The following is an 18385-nucleotide window of genomic DNA, read 5'->3' as shown; positions in this document are numbered from 1 at the left end:
GGACCCATACGCTGGGTCCGCCTGTTTTGTGCGTTAGTCTTTCGCTAGTTTGTTGTGCCGTTTTTTACGCCATACAATATAGATGATGACGCCGATGAACAGTAGCCCATAGATTGCATAAGAATAGGCATCGAGGTATGAGAGGATATCTTGCCAGTTCTCTCCGACTTTCATCCCGATGAGGATGAGAATGGTATTCCATAAGGCTGTTCCAGCCGTACTGAGCAGTAGAAATTTCACGAATGGCATGTTTGACATCCCTGCAGGAATCGAGATCAGGCTTCGAACGACCGGCATCAAACGTCCAAAGAAGACCATCCAGCCCCCGTACCGGTCGAACCAGGCATCCGCTTTCTTTACGTCATTCAGGTCCAGTCGTAACCACTTCCCATATTTTTTCGTCCATTTTTCGATCTGCTCGACATCAAACAATAGTCCGAGGCCGTATAATAGCACCGCTCCTAATATAGCTCCGACTGTCGATGCCACGATGACGAGCGTGATGGACAAGTTCGTCTTTACAGCAAAAAAACCACCAAAGAGTAAGACGACTTCAGAAGGGATCGGTGGAAACACATTTTCAATAAAAATCATGAATGCAATCCCTATGTAGCCGTACTGTTCAATCACAGAAATCATCCAGTCACTCATGTCTCTTCCTCCATTCTCCCCCACTATACCCGTCCATTTCGCTATATAATCGTAAGGACATGCTACACTCAAAGAAAGGAGCTGATTGAAATGGAAGAAACAGTACGGTGTCCTTGGTGCGGGACGGATCCACTTTACGTCCGTTACCATGACGAGGAATGGGGAAAGCCCGTTCACGATGACCAGAAGCACTTTGAATGTCTGACACTCGAGAGTGCGCAAGCAGGACTCAGTTGGATCACCATCTTGAGAAAACGTGAAAATTATCGGTTGGCTTATGCCGACTTTGAGGTGCATCGAGTTGCCAGCTTTACGGATGAGGATGTGGAGAGACTCCTCGCCGATAGCGGGATCGTGCGAAATCGACGAAAAATCGAGGCGTCGATCAATAATGCGAAGCAGTTCATCAAACTACAGGATGAGTTTGGCTCATTTGATTCGTACATCTGGTCATTCGTCAACGATGCACCAATCCTGAATGCATGGAATCGTCTTGAAGATGTTCCTGCGACGACGGAACTTTCTGAACGATTGAGTAAAGATCTGAAACGACGCGGCTTTAAGTTTTTAGGACCGACAACGGTTTATGCTCATCTACAAGCGACGGGTCTTGTCAATGACCACCTCACCTCTTGCACGTTCCGATAACTTAAGACCAGCTCTCAAAAATATCTTTACATTTCCCCACTTGTTGTGACAATATTTTGACAAAGTGATACTTTATCACCGAAAGCGTTTTCATTTTTTTATTTTTCGGGGGGATGTTGATGAACGGAATTTTAGTGTCCATTGTCGTGTACATGGCACTGATGGTCTTGCTTGGGATCATCGCGTATCGGAGAACAAGCAGTATCGGAGATTATATGTTAGGTGGTCGGGCACTTGGTCCCGGGGTCGCCGCTTTATCTGCCGGTGCATCAGACATGAGTGGATGGCTCTTAATGGGATTGCCTGGTGCCATGTATGCGTCAGGGATTTCAAGCGGTTGGATTGTCATCGGGTTGACAATCGGCGCCTATTTGAACTGGTTATTGGTCGCACCGAGATTACGCATTTATTCATACATATCGGATGATGCGATCACAATTCCAGACTTCTTTGAGAAACGCTTTAAAGACACAAAAGGCGTGTTGCGTTCATTTTCAGCTGCTGTCACGTTAATCTTTTTCACACTGTATGCGACAAGTGGATTCGTTGCCGGCGGTCGCCTATTCAATGCCGTCTTCGACATTGAATTTGTAACGGGAGTGATCATTCTCGCTTCTATCATTATTCTGTACACATTCATCGGTGGATTTCTAGCAGTCAGCTGGACAGATTTTGTTCAAGGATTGATCATGCTGTTCGCCCTTATTTTTGTACCTGCCATCGCCATTATGGCAACTGATGGGGTGTCAAACGCTTTAGACACGGTACGAAATATTGATGAAGCATTACTTGACCCCTGGACAGGACAATCACTCATCGGAATCATTTCGCTATTTGCGTGGGGACTTGGCTATTTCGGTCAGCCACACATCATCGTCCGTTTTATGGCAATCGAAAAGCTCGAGGACATTAAGACGGCACGTCGAATCGGGATCTCATGGATGGTCTTCACCGTTGTCGGGGCGATGGCGACCGGGTTGTTCGGTCTCGCCTATTACACACAACAAGACCTCACAATCGATAATCCGGAGAACGTCTTTATCAACCTATCTGACTTATTATTCCCGGATTTGGTGACTGGTGTATTGTTGGCTGCTCTTCTTGCCGCCATCATGTCGACCATCTCCTCTCAATTGCTCGTCTCGTCGAGTGCCGCGACGACAGACTTTTATCAGAAGTTCTTCCGTAAGGAGGCGGGTGACCGTGAACTTGTCATGGTTGGTCGGATTACGGTCATTCTCGTATCCGTCATTTCAATCATTCTTGCACTCGATGCAGACGACACCATCTTAAACCTTGTCGGTTATGCTTGGGCAGGGTTTGGTTCATCATTTGGTCCGCTCATCTTGTTCAGTCTGTTTTGGAAACGAACGACGCGTCAAGGCGCGCTTGCTGGAATGTTGACTGGAGCCTTTGTCGTCATTCTATGGAAGAACTATGCCGCTTATCTTTTCGGAACGTTTGGGACATTGTATGAAATGATTCCAGCATTCTTCCTGTCGGCACTTGCCATCTATATCGTGAGTTTGGTGACACCGCCACCAAATGAGGTCATTCAACGTGAGTTTGACCAAATGCAAGACATGGTCAAAGAACATATCAAATAATTCTCATGACAGGTCAAAAACGACCTGTCTTTATTTATTTAGGCAGGATTTTTCTTAATTATCGACGAATTTTAGGGTTATCGTACGAATCTGTCGTGAAAAGGAGAATCGGGATGAAACCAATCAAGATCGTCTCTCGTCTTACCTTCCTGTCTAGCTTTGTTTTATTAATTGCTTGTGGTACGACTCCGGCAACGAATCAAGAAATACCAGAAGAAGTCGAAGAACCGATTGTCGAGGTACCTGAAGAAATGCCGCCTGCCGAACCGGAACCGATTGTCACGACGGCCTCCCTCTATGCAATCGGCGACATCCTTCTACATGATTCGGTATACAACGCAGCTCGTACCGATGAAGGGTATGAATTTGATACTGCATTCGAACAGATCTCTCCAATATTGAGTCGCGCCGATCTATCAATCGCCAACCAAGAGAGCATGATTGGCGGGAGTGAGATCGGACTTTCGAGCTACCCGGCATTTAACAGTCCTTTTGAAATTGGAGATGCCTTACAACGGGCAGGAATCGATTTGGTCACGACAGCGAATAATCATACGCTCGACCGTGGCGTCCGAGCCATTGAAAATTCGATCGACCATTGGAACGCAATCGGAATGCCTTATACAGGCTCCTTCCTATCTGCTGAGGACAAGGCGAATATTCGTACGTTGACGGCAAACGATATTTCTTTTTCCTTCCTCGCATACACGTATGGGACGAATAGGGTCGAGCCGAAGCAGCCTTATCACGTAAATTATATCGACCTTGCACAGATGCAACCAGAGATCGAGAAGGCGGAACAGTCGACTGACATGACGGTCGTCTCCCTCCATTTCGGTACGGAATACGAGCCGTTACCGAATGAGAGTCAAACTGAGCTCGCCCAATCGTTAGCAGACCTCGGAGTCGACATCATCATCGGTCACCACCCTCACGTGCTGCAACCCCCGACCATGCTAGAAGGAGTTCATGGCAATCAAACATTTGTCATCTACTCGCTCGGTAATTTCCTTTCCGGACAACAAGGAGATGAACGAAACACGGGCGGCATCATCGGGATTGATGTGGTCAAGACAACCGAAGATGACCAATCGACTATTGAATTGAAAAATCCGATGTTCTATCCAACCTTTACGCAAAAATCATCTGACGGACATTATGAGGTCGTCCCGTTAAAGGCTGCTCGTCCTGAACTTCTTATCCCTGTTAGCGACCATATGTCGCAATGGTTACCCCAACTCAAAATCGAACAATGACGACCACGAAATCACTCGTGGTCTTTTTATTTTCAAAAAAGTGTTGCCACACGACATCTTATCCCTTACACTGAATTGTATATTTATAAACAAATATTAATAATTATTCATAAGGGGTGTTCATATTTTGAAACAGAAACTCGTATTGGCTTACTCAGGTGGTCTTGACACATCGGTTGCGATTAAATGGTTGGACGAACAAGGTTATGATGTCATCGCCGTCTGTTTGAACGTCGGGGAAGGGAAAGACTTAGAAAAGATTCAACAAAAAGCGATGAAAGTTGGAGCGAAAAAATCAATCGTCATCGATGCGGTCGACGAGTTCGTCAACGAGTTCGCTCGCTATTCGATGCAGGCCCATACATTATATGAAGGCGTATATCCACTCGTTTCGGCACTATCACGCCCCCTCATCTCGAAAAAATTGGTCGAGGTCGCACAGGCCGAAGGTGCCGTCGCTGTGGCTCATGGATGTACCGGGAAAGGAAATGACCAAGTGCGTTTTGAAGTGTCCATTCATGCACTCGATCCTTCACTCGAAATCGTCGCACCGGTTCGGGAATGGAAATGGTCACGTGAGGAAGAAATCGCGTATGCGGCAAAACATCAAATTCCGATTCCAATCGTTCAAGAAGAGCCATTCTCAATCGATCAGAACATCTGGGGACGCGCCATCGAATGCGGCATCTTAGAAGATCCTTGGGCAGCACCTCCGGCAAGCGCATATGAGTTAACAGCAGCACTTGAGGACACACCGCATGAACCGACTTATCTTGAGATTGAATTCAAGAACGGAGTGCCGGTCGCTATTGACGGGAAGAGCCAATCGTTCACCGATATCTTAAAAGAGCTCAATATCGTCGCGGGTGCCCACGGCGTCGGGAAGATTGACCACATCGAGAACCGGGTCGTCGGTATCAAATCACGTGAGGTGTATGAGGCACCTGGCGCCATGACATTAATCACTGCACATAAAGCTCTTGAAGCCTTGACACTCGTTCGTGAAGTGGCGCATTTCAAACCGATTGTCGAACAAAAATTGACGGAAACGATCTACAACGGACTTTGGTATTCACCGCTCACAAAAGCACTTCTTGCCTTTATCGATGAGACACAAGCGACCGTCACAGGAACGGTTCGCATGAAACTGTTTAAAGGACAAGCCATCGTCGACGGACGGAAGTCGCCAATCTCGCTTTATGATGAGGAACTTGCGACCTATACGTCAGCAGATACGTTCGATCAGCAAGCAGCTGTCGGATTCATCAAGTTGTGGGGTTTGCCAACAAAAGTTCAATCAGAGGTGTTGATGGAAAAGGGAGCGTTCGTCAATGAGTAAATTATGGGGAGGCCGTTTCGAGAAGACGGCGAGCGATTGGGTCGATGCATTCGGTGCATCGATTGAATTTGACGCTCAACTCGTCCTTGAGGATTTAGAGGGTAGCATGGCACACGTGACGATGTTAGGTGACCAAGGCATCCTCTTAAAAGAAGAAGTCACTCAAATCCTTGATGGATTACAACAACTTAAGCAAAAAGCACTCGCGGATGAATTAAAATTCGAGGTGTATCACGAAGATATTCATATGAACTTAGAAGCTCTGCTTCATGAAGCGATTGGACCGGTCGCAGGGAAGATGCATACGGCACGTAGTCGAAACGATCAAGTCGCGACAGACATGCATCTTTACTTGAAAGAACGTGTGAAAGAAGTGATTCAATTGATTGAATCGCTTCAACATGAATTGCATGCACATGCTTCAGAAAACGTAGAGACGATCATGCCTGGCTACACGCACCTCCAGCGTGCACAACCGATTTCACTGGCCCATCATTTGCTCGCCTATTTCTGGATGCTGGAGCGGGACAAGGAGCGGTTTACGGACAGCTTGAAACGGATTGATTGGTCCCCTCTTGGCGCAGGAGCCTTAGCAGGGACAACGTTTCCGATCGACCGTTCCCGTTCAGCTGAATTACTTGGATTCAATCGGGTTTACCCGAACAGCCTCGATGCCGTTAGCGATCGTGACTTCATACTCGAGTTTCTTTCAAATGCATCAATGCTTATGATGCACCTCTCCCGCTTCTGTGAAGAATTGATTCTTTGGGCAAGCGAAGAGTATCGCTTCATTACAGTGTCCGATACGTTCTCTACCGGTTCGAGCATGATGCCACAAAAGAAAAACCCTGACATGGCCGAACTCGTCCGTGGAAAGTCGGGTCGAGTGATTGGAAACTTGATGGGCTTGTTGACGCTCATGAAAGGACTTCCGCTCGCTTACAACAAAGATTTACAGGAAGATAAAGAAGGAATGTTTGACACGGTCAAGACCGTTCAAGGCTCACTCAGTATCATGGCGGGGATGATGAATGAATTGACGTTCCATCCTGACGTCATGAAACAAGCGACCGAGCGTGATTTTTCTAACGCTACAGAACTCGCTGATTATTTGACGGCAAAAGGAGTACCGTTCCGTGAAGCTCACGAAGTGACGGGTAAACTCGTCAAATATTGCGTGGATGAGCGATTGTATTTACGCGAGCTTCCAATCACGGTGTTCCAAACGTACTCTGAATTGATTCAAGAGGATGTGTATCATGCCTTGACCCCTGAACAGGCAGTCGCACGTCGAAACAGTTACGGTGGCACTGGATTCGATGCCGTCCGTGAACAATTGAAAGAAGCCTCAGTATGCATGAGCACGATGACCTATTCTTAATCGTCACGTACCCGTCACGTTAATCTGTGACGGGTCTTTTTACTTATCCTGTTCATTCAAACGTTCTACGAAAGAAGGAAGTCCTTTCTCAAGTAGAAGATCGAACACCTCCATCATCTCATCGATAGAATTTTCATTGACGTCTAGTAGATATTGTAAGACGACCCCGTCGACTGCCCCAATCAACCATGAACTGAACGCATTGTTTAGACGAGTGTTTTCTAATCCGTACAAATGAATCAGAATTTGTTCGATTTGGGATGGGGAATTGGGTTATTTGTCTTGTTTAGCTTGATGGCTTTCAATGAATTCAGTCGCACGACTAAATGGGGAGGAATAACGTTATTCTTGATAGTCCCGACTATACTGACCCTATATGTTTGGCCGACAACCGCAGCACCAGGAAACGAATATGGAACGGGTACTTGGTTTAATTGGGTGAAAACATATTCTGCTCTCGCCGGCTGTCTCGGTTTCATGATTATTCGATATCGGCCCTCGCTATTACGAAAGAAATGGGTCTTATTCTTTCCACCGGGGATTTTGGCACTGAACATTTTAGAAGCTTGTATTCGAGACTTTCAAGTATACTTCTTTAACGTTCCCGATGGCGCTTGTATCGATCACCTTTGGGTCATGTCCGGACCTTGGAATCTAATGAACGGTTTTGCCGGATTATTGAACACCATCGCCATCTGCGGATGGGTTGGAATCAATATTTCGAAAGATCAATCAAAAGATATGGTATGGCCCGACATAATTTGGCCATGGATCATCGCCTATGATTTATGGAATTTTGCTTACGTTTATAATTGTATCTCTGACCACTCGTTTTATGCGGGATTGATTCTGCTCCTTTCGTGTACCATTCCTTCTTTCTTTATTAAAAAAGGAGCTTGGTTGCAACATCGTGCCCACACGTTGGCTTTATGGATTATGTTTGTCATGACAGTTCCGGCGTTCGCCGACCGATTAGCTCTCGTACCGTCGACACATGACCCGAGAGCTTTCTTTATCGTCAGTCTGCTCTCCCTCTTATTCAACGTGGCACTTGTCTCCTATCAATTTTATCGGATCCGTCAACGACATCTTCATCCACTCAAGGATGAACTTTATGTTGAAACGAAGGCATATCAGACAGCTTTGAGTCAAAATGGGCTGTCTTGAAATAATTCTTGCCAACCCCTTTTCAACATGTTAACTTTTATATTGTTAACGTTAACTGAAAAGGGGTTTACATATGAAGATTCAAGATATGACTCAAATCGCCTTCGGCGCGGCACTCATCGCAAGTATTGGTTTCATCGAAATACCGATTGGACCCGTTCCAATCACCCTTCAAACACTCGCCATCATGACCATCGCCGGTGTATTCGGTGCAAGGAAAGGATTTTTGGCAGTTATCGTGTATCTCTTGCTCGGCTTGATTGGACTTCCAGTACTGAGTGGTCAAGGAGGTCTCGCACCGTTTGTAGGACCAACTGTCGGATATTTAATCGCCTTTCCGATTGCAGCACTCTTCATAGGCTGGTTCAGTGAACGCTATCGCTCCATCCCTGCATTGATTGGCTATAACTTTTTATTCGGTCTAGGGCTCGTCTACTTACTCGGAAGTATGGGACTCGAGATCGTTCTCGGTATGTCGTTCATTGATGCGCTCAAAGTAAATATTCCATTCTTCTTTGGTGACGCTTTGAAAGCAGTACTTGCTGCCATATTAGCCGTGAAAATTTCTCAGAACGTTCAAGTCCGTCGTTCCCTCGCTTCGTAAAGGTTCGAACGTTTCACCCGTTTCCATCTGTGGAATAACTGTAGTATGAAAGGGGGTGTCCCGATGAGCGACTCGACGTTTAAAAAACGCTTACAGAAAGCGACCCACTTTTACCAACGCTCTGACAAAGGGCAGCGTCAAGGAATCGATAAGTCGTCTCATGAGAAACGTGACACAGATGCGTTCGAGCGAAGACTCCGTGAGGCTAAAGCGAAAGTTGGCGAGATTCAAGAAAACATTGACCATATTGCTAGACGTTAAAACCCCGTCCGAAGACGGGGTTTATTTTTTGCGTGGTCGAATGAGAAGGGTGACGATGAACAGAAGCGCTAATGTGACGAGAAGTGCAAGTGATGCCGTATTCCACCCTATCAAATTCAACCCTACACTGATGGCGACCGTGATATAAAATCCACCTAGCGCTTTTTTGACGTGCTGCGAGCTGAAACGTTGTAGCTGTTTCGCCCCAAAGGGTGATCCGATCATGGCACCCGCAATCAGAGCAAGACCGTGCAGATAATTCGTTTCAGCACCCGCCACCGCGTAACTGATGACACCGGATAAGACGATGAGAAGCGCTGCCGTAATACTCGTTCCGACCGCACGCTTCATCTCCGTGTTCAACAACTTGACCTGAAGAGGAGTCAAGACGAATCCACCGCTCACTCCCATCAACGAGGAGATGAACCCCGCGAACACACCGATGATCCCAAGGCGTGGTACAGAGTCCGTTCCGACGCTTCCTTCCACATGCTGTTTCGAACGAAAGAAAGAAACCGCAAAATATGTGAGTAATGCGATATAGACGAGTGAGATGATCAGTGTCGCCCCATCGACTCCTTCTAAATAAAAGACAAGCGGTGTGGCAATCCAGGTCCCGACAATCCCGAACAAACCGATCCATAAGGCGTGCGACACGTTCACGTTACGCAAACGGATATGCGAGATCGTTCCTGCCGTCGTTGATCCGAGCGTCAACATCAGGCTAAGGGCAATCGCCGCACTCGCTTCATACCCGAAGACAAGGAGAAGTGGTGTCAGTAAGATGCCACCACCAATTCCAAAGAATCCACTCAAGATTCCGATTAACGTTCCTAAAAGGAGAAACTGTAATACTTGTAAAACGTCCATGTTGTACCCTTCTTTCATTGGTCTCGTCTGCAATCATATCAAAAAGGGGCGTCGAATGCGCCCCTTTGCTTACAATGACCGTTCTAGAAACTCGAATATTTGTTGACGATATTCATTCTGGAATGACTGGTACGATCCGACATGACCTTCGTTATCAGTCACCCAAAGTTCGACGCGTTCTTGTGCTTCAGCCAATTTTTCACTTTCAGAAACAGGAATCGCATCATCGCCTTTACTGTGGATCAATAAGATAGGAGCCTCAATCAACTTGATATCCTGAATAGGAGATACGACATCGGCATCGAGACCGGTGAACCAAGGGGTCACAGTCATGATGACGGGCGTGAACGGAACGTCCGGCAAGTCACTCCATACCGGAAGATTTGTCTCGAGATAATTTCGTAAATCACTAAACGGACTGTCAGCGATGACTGCAGCAACTTCGACATCATCTGCTGTAGAGAGTGCTGTCGCCGCTCCCATTGAAATCCCATACAAGACAACCGGTCCTTCTGAACGACCTTTCGCATATTGGATGGCCGCTTTTAAATCGGATTGTTCTTTAGCGCCGACCGTGACTCGGTCACCCTCTGATATCCCTGAACCGCGAAAATCGAACGTTAAAAATTGGTATCCTTGTTCATGAAATTCTGGAATCAACTCTTTCAACGGTAAATCTTCCTGTTCACGGTTCTTCCCATATCCGTGGGCAAAGACGATGGTCGCACGCGGCGTAGGATGAGGAATCCACCATCCGTATAAGTCATATCCTTCCTCCGATTCGATTGTCACATTCTCGTACTTCAAACCAAGTGATTTCGGGGTGTATGTCAATGTTTCCCGCTCCGGTGACGTCAACTGGTCCCCAATATGAGCCGAGATTCCTCCGATAGCCAAACCGGCAACGAGTAAAATGATGAGTACCGCAATACTCAATAGTTTCATCCAACGATTCATCCGTAACTTCCCCTCGATTCTATTTACTCTATCTCAACCAGCTACGAAGCGCGATGAGCGCATGTTGGACTGGTTCCCATGTGCTAGACGGAATGAGATAACATGTCGCTTCATTGATAGAAAATGTTCGCACATCCTTTTGTTTGACGATGTTCTCGCCGATTGCGCCAAACGGATCGCTGTTCACATCGACATGTTCAAATGTACGCCACTTTCGCTCCCCTCGTTCTATAACGGCACAACCGAATGATTTTGTCGGGCCATCAATTCCGTACTCGGCATAATGCCAGAGTGTCGTCGCATCGAGTGGAGACCCAAGGTGAAGGATTCGTGCGTTTCGCTCAATCATTCGCTCGATAGGTGAACCTGGACCGAACCCGACATCGATGGTATGACCGGACACGATGGCTTCAGCCCCATCGCCCCAGGCGGCAACGGACCACATCGGATGGGAACTACGATATACGTGCGGATAGCTTCGGAACAGTTCCGGCACACGTCCCATGCCTCGTGTCGCTGTTTTATCAGCTTCGTACGGAGGCATCTCCGCGCGAATCGTCTGCCACCATTCCACGGGGACAGGTGGCGCTTCCCATTCAGCTGGGTCTGAATTGTCTCCGGTCTGGGTCGCCATCATAATCAACCCAGATGGACCGACCACTTCCTGAATCGCTTCAATGACGGTCTGCGCCCCTCCACATACCCAACCGAGTTTTGAGAGCGACGAATGGACAAACAACGCCTCTCCCGAGCGAACGCCGGCTTCTTTTAACTTTTCGATGAGACTCGACTTCGTCACCATCTTTTTCACAACCATCACTCCACAATCAGCTGGATCGACGACCCGCTTCTAGATTTTTTCACTTCAATCCGTGCATCGACACGGTCTTTCAATTCTTGGACATGACTGATGACGCCGACGAGCCGACCGGTCGCCTGTAAAGACATCAATAATTCAATCGCCTGGTCTAGAGATTCGGCATCGAGCGTACCGAATCCTTCATCGATGAGCATCGTTTCAAGACTGATGCCTCCACTCAGCTGTTGGACCACCTCCGCAAGTCCAAGAGCGAGTGACAACGACGCCTTAAACCCTTCACCGCCAGATAAATTTTGTACACGACGCGATTGTCCGGTATAGGCATCAAAGACGAGAAGCTCAAGACCAGATTTGGCATTCCCTTTCGCCGTCTCGACTTTCCGCTCAAGCCGGAACTGACCGCTCGTCATCTGATCCAAATGAATGTTGGCCGCATGAAGGATCTGATCAAAAAAGGCGGTTTGAACATATGTCTCAAACGTCATTTTCTGTGGGTTGATTCCCTTCCCCGTATCCGCAATCAATTTGATTGTCTCTAATTTCCGCTCTTCTTGCGCCGTCTGTTCGCGAAGGGTATTCCATTCCGAGATGACGTGTCTATGTCGAGACAAGGTATCTTGGGCTGTGATTAGCTGTTTCGACGCCTGCTCACTGCATTCAGCCACTTCCTTCACTTTCATCTCCATCTCATGCAGGTCTGGTCGCTCCTGATTCTTCAGTTTTTCTTCAATCATCTGTTTATGGTGTCGGAGTCGAACACCTTCTTCCTCCTCACGTTGCAACTGTTCACGAATCATTGTCCGCTTGTCGATTTGATTGGCGTATGATTCATAGCGTTCACGCGTCAGATGTGATGCTTCAAGCTGATTGACCCAAATGGTCTGCTGGGCATCATACTGCTTCGATGCTTCAGACAACTGTTCACGGATCAATGACAGTCGTTCTTCCTCTTTCCAAAGTGCTTTTTTCATCGTCTCAAACTCGTGGTCGTACGTCTCGACTTGTTTCATCAACATCGCGATGCGTTGCTCAAGGTCGGCTCGCTCGCGCTGTAACGCATCGAATGTCGTTTCTTCACTTTGGCCGAGTGCGTGGAGACTTTGTTGCGTCGCCTCAAGTTCGGATACGACACGCTCACGCTCTTCGAACTGTTGACGTCGCTCTTGCTCTAACTGTCGGATTTCTGCTGACAGTTGGCGAAGTGTCCGTTCATTCTCTTGACGCATTCGTTCTTCCCGTTGCAATAGCCCTGCACGTGTTCGCCACTTATTGAGTTCTTCTGTGACATCGCCATTGAATTGAATGTCTTTGAAAGCTTGCTCTAGTTCTTGTCGGACTGCTTCATGTTGTTGATGAAGCGAACGATAGTCCGCCCTCGCTTCGATTAAGCGTGTGGACAAATCATCAAGACGTGCCACGGCCGCATCCCGCTCCGCGATGTTCGTAACGGTTTCTTCGTGTTGTGGGATATCATGATGACGAGAACCGCATACCGGGCATGGCTCACCGTCTACAAGCGTCTCGCTCAGTTGTTTCGCTAGTATTAATTGTTCTTGCTGTGTAAACGTGGCGACCACTTCCTGTTGGGTCACGTACTGTCGTTGAACGTCTTTGCCCGTTCGTTCACATTCATCGAGTTGTTTTGATAACTCACTCGCTTTTGTTTCAAGAGAGGCCAGATGCACCAATCGGTCGACATGACGTTCGGCATCGACTGCTCGTTCGCTAGGTTCAGACTTTACGCTCTCAACCAATTGTCGTTCTTTTTCTTGAAGTTCTTGTAACCGAACTTCTTTTGAAAACGTGGCCAATTCTTTTGCACGATTCATCAATCGGTCACGAAGGGTCACGAGTGTGGCGCGCTCCTTGATTCTTGGCATCATCTCATCGACGATCCGAAGTCGCTCTTTACGAGAGATGACTTCTTCTTTGTCCGTTTCAATCGTTGATTGTTGCTCCATTAACTTTGCTTGAGAGGATTGCAAGTGCTCTAATTTTGTCGAGGAGGTCTGTTCTTCCATCGTCAACCGACGCACGAGTTGCTCTAATTCCTGTAACCGTTCAAAGACTGGACGAATGTTTGCCGCCACCTCTAAATTTGTTAGCAGTTCACGTGTCTCATTTCGAATCGATTCACCGTTTAAAAAGATTGCAAGTGCTCGATCGGTTTCTTCTCGCTCCTTGAACAGCGTGACGAGTGATTTTGCTTTCTCAAGCGCTTCTCTTGCCTCTTCCAGTGCTGTCGCATACGTTTGTTTCTGGGCTAAGGCCGTTTCACACGTTGCAATCAGATGTTCTTCACGCTCATCGAGCCAACGTTGAATCTCGTCGATTGACTGGGTCGACACCTCTTCGATTGCTTCATCTTCGAGCTCTAATAACTTGAGTCGCGTCCGCTCGACCGCCCATTCCACTTGTTTTCGATACGCGCTATAGCGTTCACCCCACTTCTCCTGAAACGTACGATATGCCTCAGTTTTGAAAATGGATTGGAGGATTTGTTGTTTTTCATTCGAGTTCGAGTCGAGTAATTGTCTAAATTGGTTTTGAGGGAGCAACAAGATTTGACTGAACTGTTCATACGATAATTGTAAAATCGATTCGATTCGTTCTTGTACCTCGTTCACCTTCGTCGCCAGCGGCTTCCAACCGTCCTCCCATTCATAGAGGATGGCCTCGTGGGGAATTGGCGTCTTATTTTTCGGATGAGGTTGTTGCGGCTGTCTTACAATCCGATAGCGGTCACCTCGAATCGTGAACGAAAAATCTACTTCCGTCTTCAACTCGGGTTGTGCATACTGGCTTCTGAAGTCACTAGCATTTCGAAGCGACCCACTCGCCCGGCCATAAAGGGCGAACGTCATCGCATCAAAAATGGTCGTCTTCCCGGCGCCCGTCCGACCGCTGACGACAAACATCGAGCGACCAACCAACTGGGTGAAGTCAATCGTTTCACGCTCTGCATACGGTCCAAATGCTTGAATCATCAATTCAACCGGTCTCATTAGACATCACCTTCTTCTATCATTTGCTTCACGGCATCTGGTGCAGTGCGATCATGAACAGCCTCAAAAAATTGAAGATATACCTCTTCTACGGACTGTCTTTCGAGCGTTTCGCGTTCAAACGTGGACGTCTGTTCCTGACGACGTAACAGTTCCAGTTCAAGATGAAGGATATTCGGATAGACAGTCCGGAGTTTCGCCATCGGATCATGGAGCGCCGTATCATCGGTCAATACAATTTTAAGGTAGTCATCTGTCTGTTGTTGCTGATAAAAAGTTGGGGCAAGGAGTTCGTTCAATGTTCCCGTGAGTTGTCGCATATCTCGCTCTGGTGTCAAGGCGCGACGTCGTCGTTTCCATTGACCGTCCCATTCCAGAATATCGACGGATTTTTCATGATTGACCTCGGAAAACGAATATTTCATAAGCGACCCACTATATGCAATTCTCTCTGATTGAATCGCATCACGATTATGTAGATGACCTAATGCCGTATACGAAAAAGGCTCATATAACCCTTTGGCGACCTGTCCAGCCGTGCCAACAGATAGTTGACGTTCTGAATCCGTCTCCAGTCCTCCTGCTACAAAACTGTGGCCAATCGTCACGGCATTTTTTTCGATCATACCGAAAGCTTCAATGACCGCCTCCAGTGCATCATGATGCGTTCGAATCGAGTCGATACCGAGGATATGCCGTACACGAGCCGGCTCAAGGAATGGAATCGGATAAAATGGGACTCCTGCTACATCAAGGGGACCAGATGTCGGGTCTAGCTTCCCGACGATGTGAAGTCCTACTTGTCTCAATAACTTCGAACTATATTCGAGACGTTCTGCCGAATCATGGTTTCCGGCGATGGCAACGACCGGGATTCTACGGTTCAAGACGAGCTCTCGCCACATCTCATCGAGTAAATCGACCGCCTCGACGGGAGGGACGGCTCGGTCATATAAATCCCCTGCGATGATGACCGCATCGGGTCGTTCCTCATCTACGATTTGTAAAAAAGAATGGAATAAGATATTCCGTTGATCTTCTGTCATATGTCGACCATGGACGATCTTACCTAGATGCCAATCGGCCGTGTGAATCCATTTCATCACGTATCACCTCTCTTTCCTATTCTAGCATGAGTCATTCGTATGATTCGACGTCTTGACACCCGTTTTTGAAACAGCGAAAGTAAGAAGAGAGGAGGACTTCAAAATGAAATCATCAACATGGCAAACTTTTTTTCAATTATTCAAAATCGCGAATCCTCCGAAAAATCTATTTGTCGGAGCCATTCTGATCTCGCTCCTTCAAGCCGTCGCCTCACTGGCCATTCCGCTCATTTTGCAACGTGTGGTCGACCGGTGGAGCAGCGACTTATTGACACCAGAATGGATCATCTATTTCGTCATCGCATTTTTGATTCAGGTCATCACGAGTGCCGTTTCGATTTATTGGTTACATATTGTCGGGCAACGGGTCGTCGCCAATTTACGCACTACCTTGTGGGACCATCTCGTCAAACTGCCGATTCCTTTCTATGACGGCATCAAATCGGGGGAACTGGTGTCTCGGTTGAACAACGATACGACGACGCTTCAACAGTTATTGTCCGAACAAAGTGTCAGGTTGTTGACCTCTCTCGTCTCGGTCATCGGCGCCGTCGCCATCTTGTTCACACTCGATTGGCAAATGACACTCGTCATCTTGTTCTCTGTTCCGACCACACTCATCATTGTTATACCGCTCGGAAGAAAGCTACGTATCATCGCAAAAGAGACACAACAAGAACTCGGAAATCTTTCCGGCTTCTTCGCCGAACTGCTCGGTGAAATCCGCCTCGTCAAATCACAAGCGACGGAACAGATGGAAGTGAAAACCGGCAAAGCAAAAATCGAGACACTGTTCGATTACGGGGTGAAAGAAGGACGAATTCAAGCGATCCTTATTCCCCTTCTCAATGTGACCTTGACCGGGATGTTGATTGCCATCCTCGGGTTCGGCGCATATCGCGTCTCGACCGGAGCTTTATCCACGGGCGAACTACTCGCCTTCATGCTCTATCTCTTCCAAATCATCACGCCCCTCATCACGATGAGTGAATTCTTGACGAGACTTCAAAAGGCGCGTGGAGCTACGGAACGGATTGCTGAATTGCTCGAAGTCAGTCCCGAACCATACAGCACACATGAAGAAACGATTCATCAGACGGCACTCTCATTCGAAGACGTTGCTTTCCATTATGGCACTGAACCCGTCATCCAAGGATTGACACTTCAAGTTTCACCAGGGGCGACAACCGCCATCGTCGGACGAAGTGGTGCCGGGAAAACGACACTTTTCTCACTTGTCGAACAGTTCTATTTACCGACGGCAGGGACGATTCGATATGGAAATCGAGAGATTCAAACATACGGGCGTGACACATGGCGTCAAATCATCGGGTATGTCGCTCAAGATTCACCCGTCCTTTCGGGATCTGTACGGACAAACATTGTGTACGGACTTCGACATGAAGCGAGCGATGATGAAATCAAAGAAGCCTGTGAGATGGCCAACGCATGGTCGTTCATTGAAACGATGCCAGAACAGCTCGATACTGAGATTGGTGAGCGAGGTATCCGTTTGTCTGGTGGGCAGCGACAACGACTTGCTATCGCGCGTGCGTTGTTACGAAATCCACAGATTCTATTGCTCGACGAGGCAACATCAAGTCTAGATTCCGAATCAGAACGTGTGGTCCAAGAAGCGTTAGACCGCCTGATGGTCGGACGAACGACGCTTGTGATTGCCCACCGACTCTCGACTGTCAGACATGCCGACCAGATTGTCGTCTTAGAAGACGGACAAATCAGCGGAATCGGGAAACACGAGCAACTTTTAACAGAGAACGCACTATATCAGCGACTCGTTTCACAACAATTATTAGGGGGACAAGCCACATGAAAACAATCGGATTTATCGGGCTCGGGGTCATGGGCCAATCGATGGTACGTAACTTGATGAAACACGGATTTGAAGTGCAAGCATACACACGGACGAAAGAGAAGGCAGCCGCATTGTTAGAGGAAGGTGTGACATGGTGTGATGCGGTACAGGACGTTTGCCGAGACGCCGATGCCATCATCACGATTGTCGGCTATCCGTCCGATGTCGAATCCATCTATTTTGGCGAAGGGAACATTCTTGATTCGGCAGAACCAGGTACATTATTGATCGACATGACGACGTCCTCACCGAAACTGGCTGAACGAATTGCCGAGACTGCCATTGAGCGGAGTCTCCTCCCACTTGACGCTCCGGTCACGGGAGGCGATGTCGGAGCCAAAAATGGAACGCTGTCGATTTTAGTCGGTGGGGGTGAATTCGCCTTCAATAAAGCGAAGCCTTTATTTGAAGCGATGGGACAATCGATAGAACGAATGGGATACGCAGGGAGCGGTCAATATGCGAAACTTGCCAATCAAATCGCCATTGCCGGCATCATGATGGGGAATGCCGAAATGTTAGCGTTCAGTAAACGAGCTGGAATTGACCCAGAAGCACTCGTTCGTACGATTCGTGGTGGGGCAGCAGGTAGCTGGACGCTTGAAAACTTGGTTCCACGCATGATTGTCGAAGATTATGCACCTGGCTTCTTCATCAAACACTTTATCAAAGACATGACACTCGCTATCGAGAGCGCACACGAGCTACAAGTGACATTACCAGGTCTCGAGCTCGCACATCGCCTCTATTCAATTCTTGAAAAGAATGGATACGGAGAGAATGGCACGCAAGCACTGATCGAGTATTATCTTCATCAAGACGTTTGAAACCCGATGT

Annotated in this window: 17 protein-coding genes; 10 read left to right on the top strand and 7 right to left on the bottom strand. The window is 47.6% G+C overall.

What is annotated here, in order from left to right:
* Positions 1 to 33: 33 nt before the first annotated feature.
* Complete coding sequence (locus tag KNO69_RS05805; protein WP_031423550.1) at positions 34 to 651, bottom strand: DedA family protein; 618 nt, start codon at positions 649 to 651, stop codon at positions 34 to 36.
* A 90-nt stretch (positions 652 to 741) separates the two neighbouring features.
* On the opposite strand from KNO69_RS05805, the gene KNO69_RS05800 reads away from it, so the two are divergent.
* From KNO69_RS05800 to argH, 5 genes are all read left to right on the top strand, one after another.
* A complete protein-coding gene (locus tag KNO69_RS05800) occupies positions 742 to 1299 on the top strand; it encodes a DNA-3-methyladenine glycosylase I (protein WP_214684131.1) in 558 nt (185 codons plus the stop codon).
* Between the two features lie 119 nt (positions 1300 to 1418).
* The gene (putP, locus tag KNO69_RS05795; protein WP_214686873.1) at positions 1419 to 2906 is read left to right on the top strand and encodes a sodium/proline symporter PutP; all 1488 of its coding nucleotides are present in this window, start codon (positions 1419 to 1421) and stop codon (positions 2904 to 2906) included.
* Positions 2907 to 3019: 113 nt separating this feature from the next.
* A complete protein-coding gene (locus KNO69_RS05790) occupies positions 3020 to 4162 on the top strand; it encodes a CapA family protein (protein ID WP_214816634.1) in 1143 nt (380 codons plus the stop codon).
* A gap of 124 nt (positions 4163 to 4286) precedes the next feature.
* Positions 4287 to 5501, top strand: coding sequence for an argininosuccinate synthase (locus KNO69_RS05785; RefSeq protein ID WP_147538911.1), 1215 nt, complete (start codon positions 4287 to 4289; stop codon positions 5499 to 5501).
* Positions 5494 to 6882, top strand: a complete 1389-nt coding sequence (gene argH / locus KNO69_RS05780; RefSeq protein ID WP_214757334.1) for an argininosuccinate lyase — start codon at positions 5494 to 5496, stop codon at positions 6880 to 6882. The genes KNO69_RS05785 and argH overlap by 8 nt, the downstream gene beginning before the upstream one ends.
* Before the next feature lie 39 nt (positions 6883 to 6921).
* On the opposite strand, the gene KNO69_RS05775 is transcribed toward argH, so the two are convergent.
* On the bottom strand, positions 6922 to 7116 hold the full coding sequence (locus tag KNO69_RS05775; protein ID WP_251028272.1) for a hypothetical protein: 195 nt from the start codon (positions 7114 to 7116) through the stop codon (positions 6922 to 6924).
* Between KNO69_RS05775 and KNO69_RS05770 the strand changes: the two genes are divergently transcribed.
* From KNO69_RS05770 to KNO69_RS05760, 3 genes are all read left to right on the top strand, one after another.
* Positions 7117 to 8049, top strand: a complete 933-nt coding sequence (locus KNO69_RS05770; protein WP_214757336.1) for a DUF5692 family protein — start codon at positions 7117 to 7119, stop codon at positions 8047 to 8049.
* 73 nt (positions 8050 to 8122) lie between these two features.
* On the top strand, positions 8123 to 8653 hold the full coding sequence (locus tag KNO69_RS05765) for a biotin transporter BioY (RefSeq protein ID WP_159562384.1): 531 nt from the start codon (positions 8123 to 8125) through the stop codon (positions 8651 to 8653).
* Between the two features lie 63 nt (positions 8654 to 8716).
* Positions 8717 to 8914, top strand: a complete 198-nt coding sequence (locus KNO69_RS05760) for a hypothetical protein (RefSeq protein WP_012726425.1) — start codon at positions 8717 to 8719, stop codon at positions 8912 to 8914.
* A 21-nt stretch (positions 8915 to 8935) separates the two neighbouring features.
* Here KNO69_RS05760 and KNO69_RS05755 read toward each other — a convergent pair whose 3' ends face one another.
* The 5 genes from KNO69_RS05755 to KNO69_RS05735 all read right to left on the bottom strand — a co-directional run bounded on the left by KNO69_RS05755 (position 8936) and on the right by KNO69_RS05735 (position 15669).
* Positions 8936 to 9784 (bottom strand): sulfite exporter TauE/SafE family protein, encoded by an 849-nt coding sequence (locus KNO69_RS05755; RefSeq protein WP_214816632.1) that lies wholly within the window; start codon positions 9782 to 9784, stop codon positions 8936 to 8938.
* Positions 9785 to 9853: 69 nt separating this feature from the next.
* Complete coding sequence (locus KNO69_RS05750; protein ID WP_214816630.1) at positions 9854 to 10741, bottom strand: alpha/beta hydrolase; 888 nt, start codon at positions 10739 to 10741, stop codon at positions 9854 to 9856.
* A 28-nt stretch (positions 10742 to 10769) separates the two neighbouring features.
* On the bottom strand, positions 10770 to 11558 hold the full coding sequence (locus KNO69_RS05745; RefSeq protein ID WP_214816628.1) for an AAC(3) family N-acetyltransferase: 789 nt from the start codon (positions 11556 to 11558) through the stop codon (positions 10770 to 10772).
* Positions 11558 to 14566, bottom strand: coding sequence for an AAA family ATPase (locus tag KNO69_RS05740; RefSeq protein WP_214816626.1), 3009 nt, complete (start codon positions 14564 to 14566; stop codon positions 11558 to 11560). Before KNO69_RS05740 ends, KNO69_RS05745 begins: the two co-directional genes overlap by 1 nt.
* Positions 14566 to 15669, bottom strand: coding sequence for an exonuclease SbcCD subunit D (locus KNO69_RS05735; RefSeq protein WP_214816624.1), 1104 nt, complete (start codon positions 15667 to 15669; stop codon positions 14566 to 14568). The genes KNO69_RS05740 and KNO69_RS05735 overlap by 1 nt, the downstream gene beginning before the upstream one ends.
* A 106-nt stretch (positions 15670 to 15775) precedes the next feature.
* On the opposite strand from KNO69_RS05735, the gene KNO69_RS05730 reads away from it, so the two are divergent.
* Together KNO69_RS05730 and KNO69_RS05725 are read left to right on the top strand one after the other, a co-directional pair.
* Positions 15776 to 17506: an ABC transporter ATP-binding protein gene (locus KNO69_RS05730; RefSeq protein ID WP_214816621.1), complete on the top strand. Its 1731-nt coding sequence runs from the start codon at positions 15776 to 15778 to the stop codon at positions 17504 to 17506.
* Positions 17503 to 18375 carry an NAD(P)-dependent oxidoreductase gene (locus tag KNO69_RS05725; RefSeq protein ID WP_214816618.1) on the top strand — a complete coding sequence of 291 codons (873 nt, stop codon included), beginning with the start codon at positions 17503 to 17505 and terminating at the stop codon, positions 18373 to 18375. The genes KNO69_RS05730 and KNO69_RS05725 overlap by 4 nt, the downstream gene beginning before the upstream one ends.
* Positions 18376 to 18385: the final 10 nt, after the last annotated feature.

The organism is Exiguobacterium sp. s131 (genome assembly GCF_018617345.1).
Classification (GTDB): domain Bacteria; phylum Bacillota; class Bacilli; order Exiguobacteriales; family Exiguobacteriaceae; genus Exiguobacterium; species Exiguobacterium profundum.
This window is presented reverse-complemented; position numbering and strand designations above follow the sequence as displayed.